Raw genomic sequence first — 21,356 nt, 5'->3', positions numbered from 1 at the left:
TATCAACTTTTTTAATATTGACGTCTTATTTTTCGAATAATATCCTCTAAACCATTTAGTTTTAATTCATACACCAAACCCAACATTTGCCCAAGTTTTCCTTTCGGAAACCCTTTGTTGTTGTACCAAACCACATAATGTTCTGGCAAATCGATTAGAAAAGTACCTTTGTATTTTCCGTACGGCATTTTCATTTTTGAAGTATCAATTAAAAATTGCTGATTTTGTTCCATTTAATTTTAATGATAAATAAACCTTTCGACTCTGCAAAAGGAGACAGTTCTAATAAAACTATTCATTACCGTCAACATAATCTTGCAAATACGAAAAACGTGCTGTCAACTTTCCGTTTTCTGTCATTTTTGCTCTTGCTAAAATTCCGTTTTTATCATCATTATAAAAAGCCGGAATTACATTCTTAAGAAATAATTCACCAAAACCAACACTTGCATCATTTGGTAATTCGCAGGGTAAATTATCAACAGCCATTACTACAATAGCGTTTTCATCTTTATAATCAACTTCTGATTCTGTTTGAGGATTGTAACCATAAATTGGATCTGCAATTGTTGATGCTCTTAATGTTGATGCAACTGGGCCATCAATATCACAAGAAATGTCTGCTACTAATTTGATATTAAAATCGTTGGATTTTGCATCTTCTCTAGTAAATAAATACGGAGAACCATCGCCAAAAAAGTGTCCAGCAATAAAATAATCCGTCACTTTTGCAAAACGCATAAAATTAGATTCGTAATTTTCTGGATGTTTGTAAAAATCTTTTCTATTTAAAACTTTTCCGTCTTTACGTTTATTATAATCTAACACATCAATTAGACAATAAACTGGCTCATTAAAAGTGTCGTTTAAATACGATTCAACAGAAATTTTTTTAATGCGCATTGCATCTAACATTTCTTTTGCTCCGTGTGCAACTTTTCCGCTTCCTGTTAATAAGACTTTAAGATTTGGTAACTTAATTTTATTAAGTTCTTCAATCAAATTTTTTTGATCAACCAAAGCTTCTGCCTTTGGTAAATTAAATGTCTCTTTTTTTAAACCAAATGCTCTAAAACCATTATATGCACCAACAATTCCGGCATAACGCCCGAAACCAATTAAGCGAGCTCCGTTTTCTTTTACGATGGTTTCATGATCGTATAATTCGATATTTTTCTCTAAAATTGCGAGTAATAAATCTCTATTATACGGTTGTTTTTTTATGGTATGAGAAAAGAAAAAATACTTTTTATTCGGAATTAAAAATTCAATCGGTACTTCCTTCACGCCCAACAACACATCACAATCAGAAATATCTTTTACAACTTCAAACCCTGCTTTTTCATAATCTGCATCAGAAAACACTCTAATATCAGAACGCTCAATTTTTATAGTAGCTTTTGGATATGTTTTTTGAAACTCTTGTAATTTTTCTGGAGAAAAAACCACTCTTCTATCTGGCGGATCTTTACGCTCTTTTATAATTCCAAACTTCATAATCTAATTAAGTATTTATTTTGCTCGAAGATATTGATTTTATAAAGATGTACAAACGCTATTTTTGTCATTTTTATTATTAAATTTGCAAACTCTTCTTTGGAATATCTTTTGAAGAGATTCTGAAACAAGTTCAGAATAAACGGGGACGACTGGTTTTGACAGCAAGACGCGTTAGAATGTAAGCATACCGAGGAATGAAATCAAGACTCGTTAAACTTATTTCAACTTTTTTAAACGGCGAAGATAACTACGCTTTAGCTGCTTAATCCGAATTACAGTAGGATTGGCCTCGGCACACTAGGTGTGCAAGCTTTATGTCCACGAAAAGCCTTGGTTTGCGGCGTTTCACTTTTGGGCATCGTAAATGTAAACATAGAAATGTTGGAGCTTCGACATCATTTTGAAACTAAAGAAGATAAGCTTTTAGTGGATTGTTTTTAATCAGCTACTAGACGAAAATTAATTAAAAACTAAGTATGTAGAAAGCCTTTTGGCCGCTTGTTTGGACCCGAGTTCGATTCTCGGCGTCTCCACAGAAATAAAAAACCCTGTAATAATTTACAGGGTTTTTAGTTCAACAATTATTGTAATTTAAACCCATATTTTACGACCAATAATTGAATTTAAAATTTAAAGAATGACTTGGAAAGATGTAATCAATTATGCTACAAAAGGAAATCCAACACCAGACAAAATTGTTACCAAAACAAAGGATGAATGGAAAGCACAATTAACTCCAGAACAATATCAAATTACACGTTTAAAAGGAACTGAACGTGCTTATACAGGTGAACATTGTTCTACCTACGAAACAGGAAAATATACGTGTACTTGTTGCGATACAGAATTATTTGATTCAAATATAAAGTTTGATTCTAGCAGTGGTTGGCCAAGTTTTACAGAACCAATCAAAGAAAATGCAATAAAATATTTTAAAGACACCACACACGGAATGATTCGTGTTGAAGTTTTGTGTAATACTTGCGATGCACATTTAGGTCATGTATTTCCTGATGGACCAGCACCAAGCAGATTGCGTTTTTGTGTAAATTCTATTTCAATTCAATTAAAAAAATGAAAAATAATTTAGAAACTGCCATTCTTGGTGGCGGCTGTTTTTGGTGTACAGAAGCAGTTTTTCAAGAAGTAAAAGGTGTAGAAAAAGTAGTTTCTGGGTATTCTGGCGGAACAGTTCCTGGAAAACCAACCTATAGAGAAATCTGTTCTGGATTAACTGGACATGCAGAAGTGATTGAAATTACTTTTAATGCAACTATCATTTCATTTGCAGAGATTCTCATCATTTTTATGACAACACACGATCCTACAACTTTAAATCAACAAGGAGCAGATCGAGGAACTCAATATCGTTCTGTAATTTTTTATCAGAATGAAACTCAAAAAGAGGTTGCATACGAAGTTTTAACACAATTATCTGAGGTTTACGAAAACAACATCGTTACAGAAATTAGTCCGTTTTCTATTTTTTACGAAGCCGATTCTGAGCATCAAAACTATTATAGAGAAAATAAAGAACAAGGTTATTGCAGTTATGTAATTACTCCAAAACTGAATACCTTGAGAAGATTACACGCCGATAAATTAAAGTAAATTCTTAAAATTTTGTTAAAAGCAATAATTGCCTGTAAACTTTTAACAAAATTAGAGTCTAAGTAACTGATAAGAGTTTCTTATCATTCTTTTTCATAGCAATTTTCCCGCTTCATTTATTTGGAGCGGGTTTTTTTATATCTTGCGTTAAAAGTATTCTTCTTGAAAAATATTATAATTTCTACTACTAACGATTTAACAACTGACCAAAGAGTTGCGAAAATTTGTGATACGCTGTTTTCTAATAATTACAATATCACTCTTATTGGAAGAAAATTAAAAAACAGTATTCCGATTACAAGAAAATACAAAACGATTAGGATGCGTTTATTTTTTAACAACGGATTTTTATTTTATGCAGAGTACAACATTCGTCTTTTCTTTAAATTGCTATTTCTAAAAAAAGACATCTTGGTTGCAAATGATTTAGATACACTTTTACCAAATTATTTGGTGAGTAAATTGCAATCAAAAACAATTATTTATGATAGTCATGAGTTGTTTACAGAGATTCCTGAACTTGTTGATAGACCAAGAGTGAAAAAAATCTGGGAAAGCATTGAGAGGAGAATTATCCCAAATTTAAAAAACTGTTACACCGTTAGTGACTCAATTGCCGAATATTATAAAAACAAATACAAAACTCATTTTGAAACCATAAGAAATTTACCAAAAACTAAAAAGAACACGATTGGTGTTTTTCCTTTTGACACAAATGGAAAAACAATTATTTTATATCAAGGAGCAGTAAATATAGGCAGAGGTTTGGAACTTATGCTTGATACAATGAAGCATCTCGAAAATCATATTTTTGTAGTGATTGGTTCTGGTGATATTATAAATGACTTAAAAAAAAGCGCTGTAAAATTAATTGCTGATAAAAAGGTTTATTTTTTAGGAAAACTGACTCCGCCAGAAATGAACGCACTAACTCCACTCGCTGATATTGGCATTTCTTTAGAAGAAGATTTAGGGTTGAATTATAGATACGCATTACCTAATAAGTTGTTTGATTATTTACACGCAGAAGTTCCTGTTTTAGTTTCTAATTTACCAGAGATGAAAAAAATTATTGACACGTATAAATTTGGAGAAATTATTCAGAATAGAAATCCTAAATTATTAGCAAAGCAAATTGAAGAGTTTGATTTTAGAAAACATTCAGAAGAAATTATTAATGCTAAAAACATATTGAATTGGGAAAATGAGGAGCAAAAAATAATTTCAATCTATCAAAATGCCAAATAGTAAAAAGTTACATATTGTTTCGTTTAATATTCCATATCCGCCAAATTACGGAGGAGTAATTGATGTTTTTTATAAAATAAAAGAACTACATCAATTAAATATTGAAATTTATTTGCATTGTTTTGAGTATGACAGACCTCAGCAAAAAGAATTAGAAAAATACTGTAAAAATGTTTTTTATTACAAAAGAGCACCTGCTATTAAAAGTGTACTTTCAACAATTCCGTTTATCACTAAAAACAGAGAAAATAGTTTCTTAATTAATCGTTTAAAAGAAATAAATGCACCTATTTTGTTTGAAGGATTACACACCACTTTTCCACTTACCAAAACAAATTTTAATTCAAAAACCTACATAAGAACACACAATATTGAGCATACTTATTTTAAAGGATTGGCGAAAAGCGAAGCTACTATTTTAAAAAAATTGTTCTACAAACTTGAATCTTATAAACTTAAGAAGTACGAAAAAATCATACAAAAAGTAACTGGTATTTTCACTATTTCTCCTTTTGAACAAGAATATTTCTCATTAAAGTATGGAGAAAAATGTGTTTATATTACTGCTTTTCATGAAGCAAAACGTATAGAAAATCATTCTACAAAAGGAAATTTTATTTTGTATCATGGAGATTTAAGAATTTCAGATAATATTAAAGCTGCACTGTTTTTAATAGATGTTTATAAAGACAGTTCATATAAATTGGTAATTGCAAGTAGCGATAAATCTTCTGTTAATAAAGAAATAGAAAAACATCAAAATATTGCTTTTGAATCTATAAAAAATCAAGAAGAATTAGAAGTCTTGTTTAAAAAAGCTCATATAAATACACTAATAACATTTCAGAAAACTGGAATAAAACTAAAGTTATTAAATGCTCTTTATCAAGGTAAATTTATAATTGGAAACTCTAATATGATTGCTGATACTGGTTTAGAAAATTTGTGTGAGTTAGCAAACACAAAAGAACAAATTCTACAAAAAACAGCGCTCTTATTTTCTCAAGAATTCTCTTCTGAGAATTTCATAAAACGTCAAGAAAAACTAAAAGTTTTCAACCCAAATAATTCAGCAAAGAAAATAATAGAAACTATCTTTAAATAATTGCTTGCTGCACAACCTCAAACAATTCGCCCCCTTCGCATTTAATTGTTTTTTGTTTAAACTTTACAATCAACGCATAATCATGTGTTGCCATTAAAATCGATTTTCCGCTTTGATGAATTCCGTTTAGCAATTCCATTACTTCTAACGAAGTTTTTGGGTCTAAGTTTCCTGTTGGCTCATCGGCTAAAATTAAATCAGGATCGTTTAACAAAGCTCTTGCAATTGCAATGCGTTGTTGTTCTCCGCCAGAAAGCTCGAAAGGTTTTTTGTAGTATTTGGTTTTCATATCCACCTTTTCTAAAACTTCATGAATTTTAACGGTCATTTTTTCTTTGTCTTTCCAGCCAGTTGCTCTTAAAACGAATAATAAATTATCAAAAACGGTTCTGTCATTTAACAATTTAAAATCTTGAAATACAATTCCGATTTTTCTTCTTAAAAAAGGAATGTCTTTTTCTTTTAATTTTCTTAAATCAAAATCTACAATGGTTCCATTTCCGCGTTTTAAATTTAAATCGCCATACAAGGTTTTCATCAGGCTACTTTTACCGCTTCCAGTTTTCCCAATCAAGTAATAAAATTCACCTTTTTCAATTTTTAAATTGACTTTAGAGAGCACCAAATTATCTCTTTGGTAAATATCTGCGTCTTCTAAATGTAAAATTGCATCAGCCATAAAAAAGTAGTTTCTACAAACTTATAATTTTCTTGTCAGTTTAAAGAAATATTAAGAGAATTAATCTTTAACAATTTTTATCTTTGATTTTTTAAACCAACGTTTGTTTTTTTGGATGTTTATCAAACAAAATAAAAAAAACTACGTTATAGTTTTCAAATAGCCAAAAAACCCTTTAAGAAAAATGAACATTCGCTTTTTTAAAACATTCGCTTTTTTAGTTGTAATCACTGTAAGTTCTAGCGTTATTTCTGCTCAGCAAACAGAAATGGAAACAAATAGTTTGGCTGATTATAACAACGCCATTAAATTGTACAATAATAAAGCGTATGCTGCTGCTCAAAAAACATTCAAAGAAGTTGCTTTAAAAAATAGAAGTACTGCTGCGTTAAAGTCAGATTCTGAATATTATACTGCAATGTGCGCTATAAAGCTAAATCAGGTTGAAGCCGATAAGATGGTTTTAGCTTTTGTAGAAAACAACCCAAACAGCAACAAAAAAGAGAAAGCCTTTTTAAATGTTGGTAATTACTATTTTGCTAATAAAAAAGCGTCGTATGCTTTAAAATGGTACTCTAAAGTAAATAGAGAAGTTTTATCAACCGAAAATAAAAAAGAGCTCGATTTTAAAATGGGTTATGCAATGCTAACCACAGGAAACTTAAAGCTAGCAAGAAAAAAATTCTTCCCTTTAATTAATGATGCTCGCTACGGAAACGATTCTAGATATTACTACGGATTCATCGCCTATAAACAAGCAGATTACGAAACGGCAGAAATCCATTTACAAGAAATTGCAAAACAAGCTTCTTACACAAGTGAAGTAACCTATTATTTGTTAGACATCAGTTTTAAAGATGGTCGCTTTGAAAAAAGTATTGAAATTGGAGAAAAACTATTAAAAGATCCAAAGCAAAAAGAAATTTCTGACATTTCTAAAATTGTTGGTGAAAGTTATTTCAATTTAAAAAAATACAAAGAAGCGTTGCCATATTTAAGTGCTTATAAAGGCAAACGTGGCAAATGGAATAATACAGATTATTATCAATTAGGATATGCATATTACAAACAAAACGATTTTGAAAATGCTGTAAAAAACTTTAATAAAATTATTGGTGATAAAAACAGTGTTTCTCAAAATGCCTATTATCATTTAGCAGAATGTTATTTGTATTTAGAGCGAAAACCAGAAGCGTTAAATGCTTTTAAAAGCGCTAGCGAAATGGATTTTGATGCAAAAATTAAAGAAGACGCTTTTTTAAATTATGCCAAATTAAGTTACGAACAAGGAAATCCGTACAAAAGTGTCGCAGATGTATTGCAAGATTTTTTAACTGCGTATCCGAAATCGCCTTTTTATCAAGAAATAAATCAGTTGGTGGTAACTTCTTATTTGTATCAACAAGATTATGAAGGAGCGTTAAATTATTTAGCAAAAAAGAAAAGCAACGAGAATAAAGAATTTACCAAAGACGTATCTTATTACAGAGGCGTTCAATTATTCAATCTTAAAAAATTACAAGAAGCGTATCCATATTTTATAGCTGCCACAACTTCTACTGATACTAAAATAAAAGTTTCGGCTTTGTATTGGAAAGCAGAAACCGATTATCAGTTGTCAAATTTCAAAAAATCTTTAGACGGATTTACAACCTTTAAAAAAACTTCTGGCGCATCACAAATTGATGTTTTTAAAACCATCGACTACAATATTGCTTACAGTCATTTTAAGTTAAAAGAGTATACAAAAGCAGCAAGTTCATTCAATAGTTTTATCAGAAAAGCAAAAGAAGGCAACCCATTATTAGACGATGCAAATATCCGTTTAGCTGATTGTTATTTTGTAACTAAGAAATATTCGAATGCTATTTCTGCTTATGATAAAGTAATAAATAATTTAGGTGTTGGATCTGATTACGCAACTTATCAAAAAGCAATTAGTTTTGGATTTTTAGGAGATAACACTAAAAAAATTAACAATCTAAATAATTTAGTGACTAATTACGAACTAACAAGTTTGCAAGATGATGCTTTGTTTCAACTAGCAAACACGTACGTAACTGTAAAAAATAATGCAAAAGCACACGAAACGTTTAACAGGCTCTTATCTCAACACACCAAAAGTTCTTATGTTCCAAAAGCATTATTGCGTCAAGGTTTGTTGTATTATAATGACAATGACAATGCACAAGCTTTAGATAGATTTAAAAAGATTGTAAGCGAATATCCAAACTCAAGCGAAGCAAGAGAAGCTGTTACAAATGCCAGAAACGTATATGTAGATCTAGGCCAGGTTGATGTATATGCAACTTGGGTAAAAAATATTTCTTTTGTAAATGTTACTGATGCCGATTTAGACAATACAACCTATGAATCTGCAGAAAATAAATTTTTAGAAAACAATGCTGAAAAAGCAATTGAAGGATTTACAAAATACATTGCAGCTTTTCCGAACGGATTACACGCTTTAAAAGCTAATTTTTATTTGGCGCAATCTTTATCAAAAACAAATCAAACAGAAAAAGCTACTCAGTATTATCAATATGTTGTTGATCAAAATCAAAGTGAATTTAGCGAAGAATCTTTAAATAAATTATCTCAAATTTATTTAGAAAAAGCAGATTGGGTACATGCAACTCCGCTTTTAATTCGTTTAGAACAAGAAGCTAATTATCCGCAGAATATTTTATTTGCTCAAAGTAATTTAATGAAAAGTTACTACGAAGCGAATGAATTTAAAGAAGCAGTAGAATACGCAGAAAAAGTATTGCAGAAAGACAAATTAGAAGAAAATGTTGAGTTTGATGCCAAAACAATTATTGCGCGTGCCGCCTTTAAAACAGACGATTTAATAACTGCCGAAGAATTTTACAACGAAGTTGAGCGCAATGCAAGTGGCGAATTAAAAGCAGAAGCATTGTATTTTAATGCGTATTTTAAGAATCAGAATAAAAAATATGCCGAATCTAATAAAGTAGTTCAAACCTTAATTGCAGATTATTCTACCTATAAATATTGGGGCGTTAAAAGTTATATTATAATGGCTAAAAACTATTATGGTCTAAAAGATGCCTATCAAGCAACGTACATTTTAGAAAACATTATTAAAAATTTTACACAGTTTGATGATGTTATTTTAGATGCTCAAAGAGAGCTTTCTACTATAAAAACCAACGAAGCAAAAACAAACGAATCGGTAACCCCTAACAACAATAAAAGAGATTAAAACAATGCGAAAAATTGTATTAACACTTTGCTTTTGTACTTTAAGCACACTTGTAATTGCTCAAACAAAGGCAAAAGACACTATAAAAACTGAGGTAATCAATGTAATTACTTCTTATACTCCAACGATTTCTGATGCTTTTAAAATTAAGAGGAATCCGAAAATTCAGTTGGGCGCAAAAAACCAAAAGAAGCAATTAAAATATCAGATTTTTTCTGCACCTGTTGCATCCACTTTTATTCCTAAAAGTGGTGTTGCAAAAGGAATCAATATGGGCGTTAAAGAACGTTTGTACAACAATTATTTAGCTGCTGGTTTTGGAAATAATTCAACGCCATTTGTAGAAGCTTTTTTGCATCATACAACACGATTTAAAAATGATTTTGGTTTGTATGCAAAATACATTTCATCAGATAATAGTATTGATACAACTCCGTTAAACAGCAATTTTTCAAACATGAAATTTGGTGCATTTTACAAACAAGAAGAACATTATTTTACTTGGAAAATTGGAGCAAATTACGAACAAAACAACTACAATTGGTATGGTTTACCAAGTTCAATTACCTATTTACCTGCAACAATTTCTGCAATTGATGAGCAACAAACCTATACAAATTTTGAAACAGCAGCAGAAGTAGTTTTTGAAGATTTCTTTATCAATTCCAGTAAAGTAAGTTTATCTTTTTTCTCTGATGAATTGTTGAGTAAAGAATTGCGATTTACTTTTGAACCACAATTTAAAATCTCATTAAAAAACATTGGCAGAAAATTAAACGATTTAATTTTAGACACTACTTTTGATTATGTAAACGGAGAATTTGCGCAATCGTATAGCGCAGCAACAAGATTAGAGCACAGCTTTTTCACAGTTGGTGTTGCTCCGAAATACAATTTTGAATACAATGATTTTACGTTTAGAATCGGAACAAAATTGTATTTCACATCTGATCTAGAAAATAAAATAAGTCAAGTTTTTGTGTATCCAGATATCAACATCAATTATCCTTTAGTAGCAAATTATGTAACTATTTATGTTGGTGCTGGCGGAAATTTAAACACCAATACATTTAAAAGTTTTAGTGATGAAAATCCATATATTTCGCCGACACAATTTATTACGCAAACCAATAAAAAATATGAATTTTTCGGTGGATTAAACGGAAAATTATCTCCAAATATGAGCTATGATTTAAAAGCAAGTTATAGCGATGAAGATGACAAAGCAATGTTTCTAAGAAACAATTCTAAATCAGACGGAACAAACACTGCTGGGTTGTTGGGTTATGAATACGGAAACTCTTTTTCGATAATTTATGATGACGTTAAAACGCTTTCTTTCTTCGGTGAATTTACCGTTGATGTCAATAGAAATTTAGTCATTGGAACAAATGGAGAGTTTAATTCGTACACAATTACAAATCAAACTGAAGCTTGGAATTTACCAAGGATGAATGCCCAAATTTTCGGAAATTTCAAAGCCACAAAATGGTACACAGACGTAAATATTTTCTTTGTTTCAGACAGAAAAGATGTTACATATAGCGGAACATATCCATCGGCAATAAACGGCGTGCAAACCTTAAAATCTTTTGTTGATGTAAACATTAACGGAGGATATCATTTTAACGACAAGTTTACCGCTTTCTTAAAAATGAATAATGTCTTAAATTCAGAATATCAACAGTTCAGTAATTTTGACGTGCAAGGTTTTCAAGTGTTAGCAGGAATTAGTTATAAGTTTGATTTCTAATCTTTAGACTTTATAATTCATTGATTTTATGTAGATTTATACACTTTTATAAAACTACAACCAATGAAAAAACTATCCATTCTTTTTCTTTTTGCAATTTTAGTAATTGCATGTACCGAAAAGAAAGAAACAAAAACAACTTCAAACGAATTAACTGCTGAAGAAAAAGTGGATGCAGCAAGCATCAAAAAAATATTTGATACCGCGTTATTAAACGGTAAATCTTACGAATGGCTTCGAGATTTAACATCAAATGTTGGCGGAAGATTATCTGGTTCTCCAGAAGCAACATTAGCTGTAAAATGGGGAGAACGCGTAATGAAAGAAGCTGGCTTAGACACCGTTTGGCTACAACCTGCACTAGTTCCTCACTGGGTTAGAGGAGAAAAAGAAATTTCTTATTTTGTTTCAAACGGTAAAAAAGTAGACATGGCTGTTTGTGCTTTAGGTAGCTCAATCGGAACACCAAATAAAGGTGTTTTTGCTGAAGTTATCGAAGTGTTTAGTCTAAAAGAAGCTGAAGCATTAGGAGAAAAAGCGAAAGGTAAAATAATCTTTTACAACAGACCTTTTGATAATTCTATCATCAATACATTTAGTGCGTATGGCGGTTGTGTAGATCAAAGAGGAAGCGGAGCAGCAACCGTTGGTAAGTTTGGTGCGTTGGCGGTTATTGTTCGTTCTATGACAAACAATATTGACGATTATCCACATACTGGCACAATGCGTTATGGTGATATTCCAGAAAACGAATATATTCCTGGTGCAGCAATTAGCACATTAGCAGCTGAAACGCTGAGCAAGCAATTAAAAAAAGATCCAAAATTAAAAGTATACTTAAGACAAACTTCTAAAAATTTACCAAAAGAAAAATCTTTCAATGTAATTGGTGAAATAAGAGGATCAGAAAATCCTGAAAAAATTATTGTTGTTGGCGGACATTTAGATTCTTGGGATTTAGGTGATGGCGCTCATGATGACGGAACAGGGATTGTACAATCTTTAGAAGTTTTACATATTTTTAAAGAAAATAATATCAAACCAAAAAACACCATTCGTGTGGTTTTCTTTATGGATGAAGAGCAAGGTGGTGGCGGAGCAACTGCGTATGCAGATGCTGTAAAAACAACCAAAGAAATTCATATCGGAGGATTAGAATCTGATGCTGGCGGACATACGCCAAGAGGTTTTACAATTGATGCTAATTCAGCAAACACCAATTTATTAAAAAGCTGGAAAAAGTTATTAGCTCCGTATGGATTACACGACATTAAAAAAGGTGGAAGTGGTGCAGATATTAGTCCGCTAAAATCTGAAGGAACCACCTTGGTTGGTTATCGTCCAGATCCACAACGTTACTTTGATTATCATCATGCTGCAACAGATACTTTTGATAAAGTGAACAAACGTGAACTTGAATTAGGAAGTGCTTCTATGGCAAGCATGATTTATTTAATGGATAAATATTTATACAACAACACACCAATCAAACAATAATACAATGAAAAAAATAATCTTATCACTTAGTTTCTTGATGCTTTTAGCATCGTGCAAACAACAAGAAAAAGCAGATTTTATTGTCATCAATGCAAATGCATACACAGTAAATAACAATTTTGACAAAGCAGAAAGTTTTGCGGTTAAAGACGGAAAATTTATTGGAGTTGGAACCAATGACGAAATCCAAAAAAACTTTGCAACTCTAAAAACTATCGATGCCAAAAACCAAACTATTGTTCCAGGATTAATTGATGCACATTGTCATTTCTTCGGATTAGGATTAAGTCTACAAAAAGTAGATTTAAGAGGAACTGGTAGTTATGATGAAATTTTAGAAAAATTAGCAGCCTTTAAAAAAGAAAAAAATGCAGATTACATTACGGGTCGCGGTTGGGATCAAAACGATTGGGAAGTAAAAGAATTCCCAACAAAAGAAAAATTAGACAAGTTATTTCCTGATACACCAGTTGCAATTCGTAGAGTTGACGGTCATGCTTTATTGGTAAATGAAGCGGCTTTAAAATATTCAGGTTTGTCTAGTACAAAATTTCCTAAAAAAATATCTGGAGGAGAATTTATCCAAGAAAACGGGAAACTTACTGGTGTTTTAATTGATGCTGCAATGGGATATATCAAAACTCCGAACACAACAAAAAAAGAATCTATTCAAGGATTATTAGATGCACAGAAAGTAACTTTTAGTTATGGGTTAACCACCGTAAATGATGCTGGAGTTGGAAAATCTACGATCGATTTAATGGATAGTTTACAAAAAACAGGAGATTTAAAAATGCGTATTTATGCAATGGTTTCTGTAAGTCAGAAAAATTTAGATTACTATTTACCAAAAGGAATTATTAAAACAGATCGCTTAAATGTGCGTTCGTTTAAAGTATATGGCGATGGTGCTTTAGGTTCTCGTGGAGCTGCAATGCGTGATTCTTATAGCGATAGAGACAATCATTTTGGAGCCATGATTTTTAATCCAACTAGATATACAGAAATTGCAAATCAAATTGCAAAATCAGATTATCAAATGAATACACATGCCATTGGAGATTCTGCAAATACTCATATTTTAAAAACCTATAAAGAAGCTTTAAAAGGCCAAAAAGACAGACGTTGGAAAATTGAGCATGCTCAAATTATTTCTCCAGAAGATTTTGATTTGTTTGACAATGTTGTTCCTTCTATTCAGCCAACACACGCAACTTCTGATATGTATTGGGCAGGCGATAGAATTGGAGCAGAACGAATGAAAGGTGCCTATGCATTTAAAGATTTATTAAACAAATACGGAAGTGTAGCGTTAGGAACTGATTTTCCTGTAGAAAGAGTAAGTCCGTTTTTAACGTTTTCTGCCGCAGTAACTCGCCAAGACACAGAAGGATATCCAAAAGGTGGATTTCAAATGGAAAATGCTTTAACCAGAGAAGAAACTTTACGCGGAATGACCATTTGGGCAGCACATTCTAACTTTGAAGAAAACGAAAAAGGAAGCATTGAAGTTGGTAAGTTTGCTGATTTTGTGATTCTAAACCAAAACATCATGGAAGTTGAAGGAAGTAAAATTCATAAAACAAAAGTGGTTGCTACCTATGTAAATGGCGAGAAGGTTTATTAATTACTTTATTTAAATGGATTTTGAATATTTAATTATTGGCATAATTTTTATAGTTTCTGGTGTTTTTATAATTATTGGTTATGAAAAATTGAAAAGAAAAATTGGAAACGGAGGTTTATCTTTTAAGCTTCGAAATGGCGGTTTTGGATTAGTTGTAATTGGAATTTATTTAATTATTACTGAATCAATAAAAATGTAGTACAAATATTTATAGATTTAAAAAAGCGAGCCAAATGGTTCGCTTTTTTTACTTCTTTTCATTTTGTCTTGTTACAAAACGGAACAAAAAATCAATTCAATCCTTATGAAATTCTTTCAGACCGTTCTCTTTCGGAATTTCATGCTTAATTCTTCGAACTGCAATTCCATTCCTTCTTTCACTATTTCTAGGATTGAAGACTAAAACGATATCATTTCTTTTTCATTTTAAAAGAAAGCACAAAAAAGGCAAACCAATTGGTTTGCCTTTTTTTGTTAACTCATGTCATTCCGACTGTAACGGAAGAATCTCAATTCTAAAGATTTCTCGACAAGCTCGAAATGACACATAATTTATTTCATTCCTTGTAATAAAACCTCAACGGCTTTTTTCAATTGATCATCTTCTCCTCTAGCTTTCCAACCTGGTTTATTCGTTACCAAATAATCTGGAACTGCTGGTCCATGTTCCATATTCATTCCAGATTCTTTTACATACCAAGCTCTAAAAGGCATTCTAATGGCGCCATTTTGCAATCTATGGCTTCCCGTAGAAATAACTGCCCCAAAGGTTGGCTGTCCAACCAACTTCCCTAGTTTAAAACTTTTAAAAGCATGTGCGAAAATTTCTGCATTCGAATAACTATTTTCATTTGCTAATGCAACTAAAGGCTTTGTGTTTACCGATAAAATAGCTCTCTCATTATATGGGTAATTGCCTGCATACTTTTTGTTATCACGTTGTAAATTATTTGTTGCTCCTCTTGGAACTGTATACGCATGTTGTTGTGTTGTTAACACCGTCATCACACGATCGGTTGTCCAACCTCCACCATTATAACGCACATCAATCACAATTCCTTTTTTTCCGTAACCACTCGCTTTTAATTCGCGTTCAAAACGTTCAAAACTTGGTAAATTCATTCCTTGAATATGAATATATCCTAATTGTCCGTTCGAAAATTGATCCACTAATTTTTTACGAGAATTGATCCACTCTTCATAACGCAATTGCGCCATTTTCCCTGTAGACTCGGTTCTTACAACAATTTCTTTCCCAGTTGACAAGGTCAACAATACTTCTTTGTCTGAGGTGTTCTTCAACAAGCTATAAAAATTTGTTCTAGCATCAATTTTATTTTCATTTACAGCAGTAATGACATCGCCAACATTTAAAGAAACATTGGTTTTTGTTGCTGCTGAATTTGGTAATATATAATTTATTCGAACACCATTTTTAATATTTGTAACATCCAATCCTAACAAGCCAACTCGATCACTTGAAACTTGTTCTGGATTTGAACCTCTATATCCCATATGGCTTGCATTTAACTGACCAAGCATATTGTTAAACATAAATGTATACTCTTGTTTTGTTTTTGCGGATAATACCCAAGGGCGATATCTATTAACAATACCACTCCAATTGTAACCATGAAATCTTGGGTCATAAAACCCTGCAGTAATTGCTCTAACTCCTTCTTCAAATATTTGTTCATTTAGCTTACTAAAATCTGTTGTGTATGTTGCTGAATGGGTAAAAGAAGCCACTTTATTTGATTTTAAATTCAATGATTTTAATCTTCCTCTAGAGGAGTAATACAAAGTTCCTTTATTAAAACTTGTTGCTCCAACATTAGAGACTCCTTTTACTGGAGTTGGAGTTCCTCCTGTTAATTTTACAGAGTAAAAACCATTTTGGTTTGTTGCAGGATCAGTCGCAGAAACATAAATACTTTCGCTATCTGCACTAAACATTGCACCAAATTCATTTCCTGCCCAACTTGTTACCTGAACCAAACGATCAAAAATTCTGTCTTCATCAATCGTTACAACCACTTCATTTTTCTCTTTTTTAGCTTTCGGGTCTGTTTTCGGTTGGTAATAGTCACCTTCTTTAAAATCTGTTCTAGATTTTTCCCAATCAGATTTTTGCAACCAAACCATCCATGTGTCAAAATTAATTCCCCCTCTATCTCCTGCTCTATTCGAAACAAATGAAAGTTTTTTTCCATCAGGGCTCCAAACAGGGCCAACATCTGATCTTGGATGCATTGAAACATTCATTTTAATTGTAGGATTTGCAACCGACTGAATATAAACTTCGCTATCAAAATTTAAATCTTCTTGAGAATATGCAATGTATTTACTATCTGGACTCCAGCTAACTCCTTCTGCTGCTGCCCAAGTATCAGAATAACTTTTAATATTACTAATCGCTCCATCTATTACATCAGCAATGACCAATTGACCTCTACCAATTCTATAAGAAACCTTCTTTCTATCAGGAGAAAGTAAGGGCTCAAAAACATCAATTTTACTTTTTGTAAGTTTCGTAACTTTCGTTTTTAAGCTTCTACTTAAATCTACCTTTTCATCCATAGAAACAACTTTATACAATTCGTTTTGCCCATCTCTATCTGATAAAAATCCTAACGTATTGTCATCAATCCAGAAAGGATTATCGTCTCTAAAAAAATGATTACTTACATTGTTTGTACTCGTTTTATCTTTGTTGTTCTCTTTTACAAAAATTTCTCCATTGATACTTAGCGCAATCAATTTTCCATTCGGAGAAACACTCAAACCTCCTATTCCGTTTGAAACTGTTTTTGTTTCTTCCAATTCAAAACGATTGTCTGTTGCAATGTTTAAGTTTAATTTTTGAGTTGAACCATTTTGTAATTTATAAACATTCACTTCACTATTGTACACAATAGTTCCGTTGTTGCTTACAGAATAAGACCAAACTCCGTCTCTATTTAATTTCGTTAAACGCTGTGCTTTTCTAGAAGCAGTTCCGTTTGCATTAATTGCCGTTTTATAAATATTATAGCGCCCACTTTCTGCACCCACATAATACAAGTTGTTATTTGCGTCCCAAAGTGGTGTATGATCATTTTTGTTACTTGTTGTAATTTGATGATACTGTTTTGTTTTTAAATTATAAATCCAAACATCTCTTTGTGCTGGCCCGCTATAATCTTCTCTAGAAATTTTACAAGCACCTTTTACAAAAGCAATAAAATTACCATTCGGAGAAATTGTTGGCTGACTTCCTAAAGCGGCTAACAGACGCTGTGGTGTTTCTCCTTTTTCATTCACAGAATACATAGCAGGATCCCATTCTGGGCCTTTGTACATTCTATTTGAATTAAATAAAATATCTCCATTAGAATTCCATTGTGATGGAGTATCTGTCGTAGGAAAATAGGTTAATTGAGTTGGGATTCCTCCATTTACATCAGTAGTAAAAATGTTGGTACTTCCTCTTCTGTTAGAAGTAAATGCAAGTTGATTTCCTTTCGCATTCCAAATAGGATTACTTTCATAAGCTTGATGAATCGTGATTCTTTTTGATTGGTTATTCGAAAAATTATAAACCCAAATATCTCCGTGAAAACTAAATGCCATTTGGCTAGCATCTGGACTTATTGATGGTTCACGAATAAGTGTGTTTTGAGAAATTAACAATCCGCAATTAAGAAAGACTGCTAAAAAAAATAAAGCTTTTTTAGTCATAATATAAAGTTTAGAGCAACTAAAATAAACTATATAATTTTAATCTCTGAATATCGAGATTTCTTTAACGTTATTTTCTACATTAATTAACTTTTAAACAAAATCTCCTATCTTCGCCAACTTTAAACTAATCCCGTAAACAACAATGAAATCATATATCCCTTTATTCTTAATCTTCCTTTTTGTTTCATGTAGTAATAATGAAGAAGATTATAGTTCAGAAAACGATCTTGAGATTCAAGAATATATAAAAGCCAAGAATTTAAACGCTAAAAAAATTGCTTCTGGTTTATATTATGTAATTACAGATGTTGGTACTGGAGTAAAACCAACATCAAACTCTAATGTAACTGTAAATTATAAAGGATATTTTACCGATGATAGATTGTTTGATCAAGGTCAAAACGTTTCCTTTAATTTACAAGGAGTAATTGACGGTTGGACAGAAGGATTGACTTATTTTAATGAAGATTCGCAAGGTTGGTTGTTGATTCCTTCTCATTTAGGCTACGGAAGTAATGGTTCTAGTTCTATACCGGGTGGATCTGTTTTAATCTTTAGCATACATTTATTAAAAGTAAATGATTAACGGATAGATTGTATAAAATTATCAATCCCATTCACTCCGTTTTTAGATAATTCTTTTATAAACGCCGAACCAATAATAACTCCATTTGCATATTGACAGGCAGTATCAAAAGTTTCTTTGTCTGAAATCCCGAAACCAATCACTAAATTACTTTTTAAGTTCATAGATTTTATGCGCTCAAAATAATCGATTTGCTGATTTGAAATTTCTCCTTTTGCGCCAGTTATTGAAGCCGAAGCAACTACATAAATAAAAGCATCTGTTAAGGCATCTATTTTTCTTATTCGTTCTTCGGATGTGTGTGGCGTAATTAAAAACACATTGGTCAAACCATATTTTTTAAACAATTGTTGATAATGATTTTCATACTCAATCATGGGTAAATCTGGAAGAATTAGGGTTTCAATCCCGCAATCTACACAAGCTTGACAAAATTTATCTTCGCCAAATTTTAATAGCTGATTCAAATACCCCATTAAAACTAACGGAGTTAAATTTGTGTCTTTTATTGCTTTTAATTGCGCAAAAACGATGTCTAAATTCATTCCGTTTTGCAACGCAACTTGACTACTTTCTTGAATCGTTGGGCCATCTGCTAAAGGATCAGAATAAGGCAAACCAACTTCAATAAAATCAACTTGATTTTTACTTAATTCTGAAATGATTTGTGCTGTGTCATTTAAATTTGGATAACCTGCCGTAAAAAAAATCGACAATAAATTTTCTTTTTCTTGAAATATGTTTTTTAATAATTTCATGTTTTTTTGTATTTGTCAGTTCGAGTGATTTTCTGTCATATCGAGCGGAGTCGAGATAAAAGAAAATTGTATCGAGAACTATTATCATAATTGTCATAACCTTTCGATTGCGCTCAAGGTGACAATTATTTTATTTTTCTAAATGATTGATATACGTTTCTAAATCTTTATCGCCTCTACCCGATAAATTAATCACCACAACTTGCTCTTTTCTCAACTTCATTTTCGGTAAAACCGCCAACGCATGCGCGCTTTCTAAAGCTGGAATGATTCCTTCTAGCTGAGTCAATTCAAAAGCAGCACCCAACGCTTCTTTGTCCGTAGCATTCATAAATTTTGTGCGTTTTGTTTCGTGTAAATAAGCATGTAAAGGTCCAACACCAGGATAATCTAATCCAGCAGAAATAGAATACGGCTCTGTAATTTGCCCGTATTCATCTTGCATTAAAATCGTTTTACTTCCATGAATAACACCAACATCGCCTAACTGAGAAGTCGCAGCACTTTCGCCAGAATCTACTCCTAAACCAGCAGCTTCAACAGCAATTAATTCAACATCTTCATCCTCTAAATAATGATAAAATGCTCCAGCTGCATTAGATCCGCCTCCAACACATGCAATAATTGTATCTGGATTTTCATTTCCAGTTTGCTTTTTTAGTTGCCCTTTCATTTCTTCTGAAATTACCGCTTGCAAACGCGCAACCATATCTGGATATGGATGTGGCCCAACCACTGAACCTATTAAATAATAGGTTTCTGGGTGTTGAATCCAATAACGAATCGCTTCATTTGTAGCATCTTTTAAGGTTTTACTTCCGCTTGTTGCTGGAACAACCTTTGCTCCTAACATTTTCATACGAGCTACATTTGGCGCTTGACGTTTGATGTCTGTTTCTCCCATAAAAACCACACACTCTAAATTCATTAATGCACAAACAGTTGCGGTTGCAACTCCGTGTTGTCCTGCACCAGTTTCTGCAATAATCTTCGTTTTTCCTAAATGTTTGGCAACTAGAATTTGACCGATTGTATTGTTTACTTTATGCGCTCCTGTATGATTTAAATCTTCGCGTTTTAAATAAATGGTTGCGCCATATTTTTCTGACAATCGCTTTGCTAAATACAACGGACTTGGGCGACCCACATAGTGCTGTAACAAATCCTTGTATTCTTTTTGGAATGCATCAGAAGATAAAATATCTAAATAATTATCTTCCAATTCTTTTACATTTGGATATAACAATTCCGGAATAAACGCTCCTCCAAACTGCCCGTAATATCCTTCTTTAGTGGGTTGAAATTTTGATTTCATTTTTAAATTTTTCTATATTTTCTACTGATTTTAAACCAGCTTTTATTTCAAATTGACTATTAATGTCTAATGCGTAACAATATTTAGATTCCTGCTTTCGCAGGAATGACAGTACGCCTTCAACTTCATCTAATCCAATGCCACCGCTTAAAAAAAACGGTTTTGTAAATGGATATTTCTCTAAAACCTTCCAATCAAACGTAATTCCATTTCCGCCTCGTTCTTTTCCTTTGGTGTCGAATAAAAAATAATCGACAACGTCTAGATATGGTTTTAAAACATCAAAATCGAATTTGTCTTTTATTCCGAACACTTTGATAACTTCAACCTGAACTCGTTTCAGGTTCTTTTGACAACTTTTTAGTTCATTAATATAATTCACACTTTCATCACCGTGCAACTGAACGGCTTGTAAATTGTATTGTTTTATTTTTGAAACCACTTCATCAATTTTTGCATTGACAAAAACGCCCGTTTTTTTAATTGATTTTGGAAGTTCTGGAATGATTCCATCAAAATTTCTTTTTGATTTCTCATAGAAAATAAAACCCAAGTAATCAGGTTGCAAATCCGCAACCTGTTGGATATTTTCTACATATTTCATTCCGCAAACTTTTAGTTTCATTTTATTCTTTTTTGTTACTTCGAGTAATTTTCGATTTTATGAGAAAATTGTATCGAGAAGTCTCATTTGTTCTCTATACAAATTTTTCGTTCCTCAAAATTTA

At 31.9% G+C, this 21,356-nt stretch carries 17 protein-coding genes and 1 other RNA gene; 11 read left to right on the top strand and 7 right to left on the bottom strand.

Going from position 1 to position 21,356, the window contains the following annotated elements:
* Window positions 1-11: 11 nt before the first annotated feature.
* The gene (locus ACEWL1_RS09600) at window positions 12-233 is read right to left on the bottom strand and encodes a DUF3820 family protein (protein WP_409233099.1); all 222 of its coding nucleotides are present in this window, start codon (window positions 231-233) and stop codon (window positions 12-14) included.
* A gap of 58 nt (window positions 234-291) precedes the next feature.
* Complete coding sequence (locus tag ACEWL1_RS09595; protein ID WP_409233098.1) at window positions 292-1,497, bottom strand: NAD(P)-dependent oxidoreductase; 1,206 nt, start codon at window positions 1,495-1,497, stop codon at window positions 292-294.
* Between the two features lie 144 nt (window positions 1,498-1,641).
* On the opposite strand from ACEWL1_RS09595, the gene ssrA reads away from it, so the two are divergent.
* The 5 genes from ssrA to ACEWL1_RS09570 all read left to right on the top strand — a co-directional run bounded on the left by ssrA (window position 1,642) and on the right by ACEWL1_RS09570 (window position 5,464).
* Window positions 1,642-2,036: a transfer-messenger RNA gene (gene ssrA, locus ACEWL1_RS09590) on the top strand.
* 101 nt (window positions 2,037-2,137) lie between these two features.
* The gene (msrB, locus tag ACEWL1_RS09585) at window positions 2,138-2,578 is read left to right on the top strand and encodes a peptide-methionine (R)-S-oxide reductase MsrB (RefSeq protein ID WP_409233097.1); all 441 of its coding nucleotides are present in this window, start codon (window positions 2,138-2,140) and stop codon (window positions 2,576-2,578) included.
* Window positions 2,575-3,111, top strand: coding sequence for a peptide-methionine (S)-S-oxide reductase MsrA (gene msrA / locus ACEWL1_RS09580; protein WP_409233096.1), 537 nt, complete (start codon window positions 2,575-2,577; stop codon window positions 3,109-3,111). The genes msrB and msrA overlap by 4 nt, the downstream gene beginning before the upstream one ends.
* A 162-nt stretch (window positions 3,112-3,273) precedes the next feature.
* Entirely contained in the window at window positions 3,274-4,359 is a 1,086-nt protein-coding gene (locus ACEWL1_RS09575) for a glycosyltransferase (RefSeq protein WP_409233095.1), read from the top strand.
* Window positions 4,349-5,464: a hypothetical protein gene (locus tag ACEWL1_RS09570; protein WP_409233094.1), complete on the top strand. Its 1,116-nt coding sequence runs from the start codon at window positions 4,349-4,351 to the stop codon at window positions 5,462-5,464. Before ACEWL1_RS09575 ends, ACEWL1_RS09570 begins: the two co-directional genes overlap by 11 nt.
* Here the strand turns inward: ACEWL1_RS09570 and ACEWL1_RS09565 are convergent.
* Entirely contained in the window at window positions 5,457-6,143 is a 687-nt protein-coding gene (locus ACEWL1_RS09565) for a cell division ATP-binding protein FtsE (RefSeq protein ID WP_409233093.1), read from the bottom strand. The genes ACEWL1_RS09570 and ACEWL1_RS09565 overlap by 8 nt on opposite strands.
* Window positions 6,144-6,327: 184 nt before the next feature.
* Between ACEWL1_RS09565 and ACEWL1_RS09560 the strand changes: the two genes are divergently transcribed.
* From ACEWL1_RS09560 to ACEWL1_RS09540, 5 genes are all read left to right on the top strand, one after another.
* Complete coding sequence (locus ACEWL1_RS09560; RefSeq protein WP_409233092.1) at window positions 6,328-9,369, top strand: tetratricopeptide repeat protein; 3,042 nt, start codon at window positions 6,328-6,330, stop codon at window positions 9,367-9,369.
* 4 nt (window positions 9,370-9,373) lie between these two features.
* Window positions 9,374-11,122, top strand: coding sequence for a hypothetical protein (locus ACEWL1_RS09555; RefSeq protein WP_409233091.1), 1,749 nt, complete (start codon window positions 9,374-9,376; stop codon window positions 11,120-11,122).
* 63 nt (window positions 11,123-11,185) lie between these two features.
* Window positions 11,186-12,619 carry a M20/M25/M40 family metallo-hydrolase gene (locus ACEWL1_RS09550; protein ID WP_409233090.1) on the top strand — a complete coding sequence of 478 codons (1,434 nt, stop codon included), beginning with the start codon at window positions 11,186-11,188 and terminating at the stop codon, window positions 12,617-12,619.
* 4 nt (window positions 12,620-12,623) lie between these two features.
* On the top strand, window positions 12,624-14,246 hold the full coding sequence (locus tag ACEWL1_RS09545; RefSeq protein ID WP_409233089.1) for an amidohydrolase: 1,623 nt from the start codon (window positions 12,624-12,626) through the stop codon (window positions 14,244-14,246).
* Window positions 14,247-14,259: 13 nt separating this feature from the next.
* Entirely contained in the window at window positions 14,260-14,445 is a 186-nt protein-coding gene (locus ACEWL1_RS09540; RefSeq protein WP_409233088.1) for a hypothetical protein, read from the top strand.
* A gap of 353 nt (window positions 14,446-14,798) precedes the next feature.
* Here the strand turns inward: ACEWL1_RS09540 and ACEWL1_RS09535 are convergent, their stop codons facing one another.
* The gene (locus ACEWL1_RS09535; protein WP_409233087.1) at window positions 14,799-17,966 is read right to left on the bottom strand and encodes a S41 family peptidase; all 3,168 of its coding nucleotides are present in this window, start codon (window positions 17,964-17,966) and stop codon (window positions 14,799-14,801) included.
* Window positions 17,967-18,111: 145 nt separating this feature from the next.
* Here ACEWL1_RS09535 and ACEWL1_RS09530 point away from each other — a divergent pair, with 145 nt between their 5' ends.
* The gene (locus ACEWL1_RS09530; RefSeq protein WP_409233086.1) at window positions 18,112-18,555 is read left to right on the top strand and encodes an FKBP-type peptidyl-prolyl cis-trans isomerase; all 444 of its coding nucleotides are present in this window, start codon (window positions 18,112-18,114) and stop codon (window positions 18,553-18,555) included.
* Here the strand turns inward: ACEWL1_RS09530 and trpA are convergent.
* From trpA to ACEWL1_RS09515, 3 genes are all read right to left on the bottom strand, one after another.
* Window positions 18,552-19,313, bottom strand: coding sequence for a tryptophan synthase subunit alpha (trpA, locus tag ACEWL1_RS09525; RefSeq protein WP_409233085.1), 762 nt, complete (start codon window positions 19,311-19,313; stop codon window positions 18,552-18,554). The genes ACEWL1_RS09530 and trpA overlap by 4 nt on opposite strands.
* Before the next feature lie 130 nt (window positions 19,314-19,443).
* Window positions 19,444-20,628, bottom strand: coding sequence for a tryptophan synthase subunit beta (trpB, locus tag ACEWL1_RS09520; protein ID WP_409233084.1), 1,185 nt, complete (start codon window positions 20,626-20,628; stop codon window positions 19,444-19,446).
* Window positions 20,603-21,253: a phosphoribosylanthranilate isomerase gene (locus ACEWL1_RS09515; RefSeq protein ID WP_409233083.1), complete on the bottom strand. Its 651-nt coding sequence runs from the start codon at window positions 21,251-21,253 to the stop codon at window positions 20,603-20,605. The genes trpB and ACEWL1_RS09515 overlap by 26 nt, the downstream gene beginning before the upstream one ends.
* Window positions 21,254-21,356: the final 103 nt, after the last annotated feature.

This window comes from Polaribacter gochangensis (assembly GCF_046224025.1).
Taxonomy (GTDB): domain Bacteria; phylum Bacteroidota; class Bacteroidia; order Flavobacteriales; family Flavobacteriaceae; genus Polaribacter; species Polaribacter gochangensis.
Note: the sequence above shows the minus strand (reverse complement) of the source record. Positions and strands in the feature narration are given on the sequence as shown.

What these genes read in the sequence shown, in the direction of transcription:
- ACEWL1_RS09545 (WP_409233089.1), top strand. Translation starts at nt 12,624, where the DNA reads ATGAAAAAAATAATCTTATCACTTAGTTTCTTGATGCTTTTAGCATCG.
- msrB (WP_409233097.1), top strand. Translation starts at nt 2,138, where the DNA reads ATGACTTGGAAAGATGTAATCAATTATGCTACAAAAGGAAATCCAACA.
- msrA (WP_409233096.1), top strand. Translation starts at nt 2,575, where the DNA reads ATGAAAAATAATTTAGAAACTGCCATTCTTGGTGGCGGCTGTTTTTGG.
- ACEWL1_RS09560 (WP_409233092.1), top strand. Translation starts at nt 6,328, where the DNA reads ATGAACATTCGCTTTTTTAAAACATTCGCTTTTTTAGTTGTAATCACT.
- ACEWL1_RS09540 (WP_409233088.1), top strand. Translation starts at nt 14,260, where the DNA reads ATGGATTTTGAATATTTAATTATTGGCATAATTTTTATAGTTTCTGGT.
- ACEWL1_RS09565 (WP_409233093.1), bottom strand. Translation starts at nt 6,143, where the DNA reads ATGGCTGATGCAATTTTACATTTAGAAGACGCAGATATTTACCAAAGA.
- ACEWL1_RS09595 (WP_409233098.1), bottom strand. Translation starts at nt 1,497, where the DNA reads ATGAAGTTTGGAATTATAAAAGAGCGTAAAGATCCGCCAGATAGAAGA.
- ACEWL1_RS09535 (WP_409233087.1), bottom strand. Translation starts at nt 17,966, where the DNA reads ATGACTAAAAAAGCTTTATTTTTTTTAGCAGTCTTTCTTAATTGCGGA.
- trpA (WP_409233085.1), bottom strand. Translation starts at nt 19,313, where the DNA reads ATGAAATTATTAAAAAACATATTTCAAGAAAAAGAAAATTTATTGTCG.
- trpB (WP_409233084.1), bottom strand. Translation starts at nt 20,628, where the DNA reads ATGAAATCAAAATTTCAACCCACTAAAGAAGGATATTACGGGCAGTTT.
- ACEWL1_RS09555 (WP_409233091.1), top strand. Translation starts at nt 9,374, where the DNA reads ATGCGAAAAATTGTATTAACACTTTGCTTTTGTACTTTAAGCACACTT.
- ACEWL1_RS09570 (WP_409233094.1), top strand. Translation starts at nt 4,349, where the DNA reads ATGCCAAATAGTAAAAAGTTACATATTGTTTCGTTTAATATTCCATAT.
- ACEWL1_RS09600 (WP_409233099.1), bottom strand. Translation starts at nt 233, where the DNA reads ATGGAACAAAATCAGCAATTTTTAATTGATACTTCAAAAATGAAAATG.
- ACEWL1_RS09530 (WP_409233086.1), top strand. Translation starts at nt 18,112, where the DNA reads ATGAAATCATATATCCCTTTATTCTTAATCTTCCTTTTTGTTTCATGT.
- ACEWL1_RS09515 (WP_409233083.1), bottom strand. Translation starts at nt 21,253, where the DNA reads ATGAAACTAAAAGTTTGCGGAATGAAATATGTAGAAAATATCCAACAG.
- ACEWL1_RS09550 (WP_409233090.1), top strand. Translation starts at nt 11,186, where the DNA reads ATGAAAAAACTATCCATTCTTTTTCTTTTTGCAATTTTAGTAATTGCA.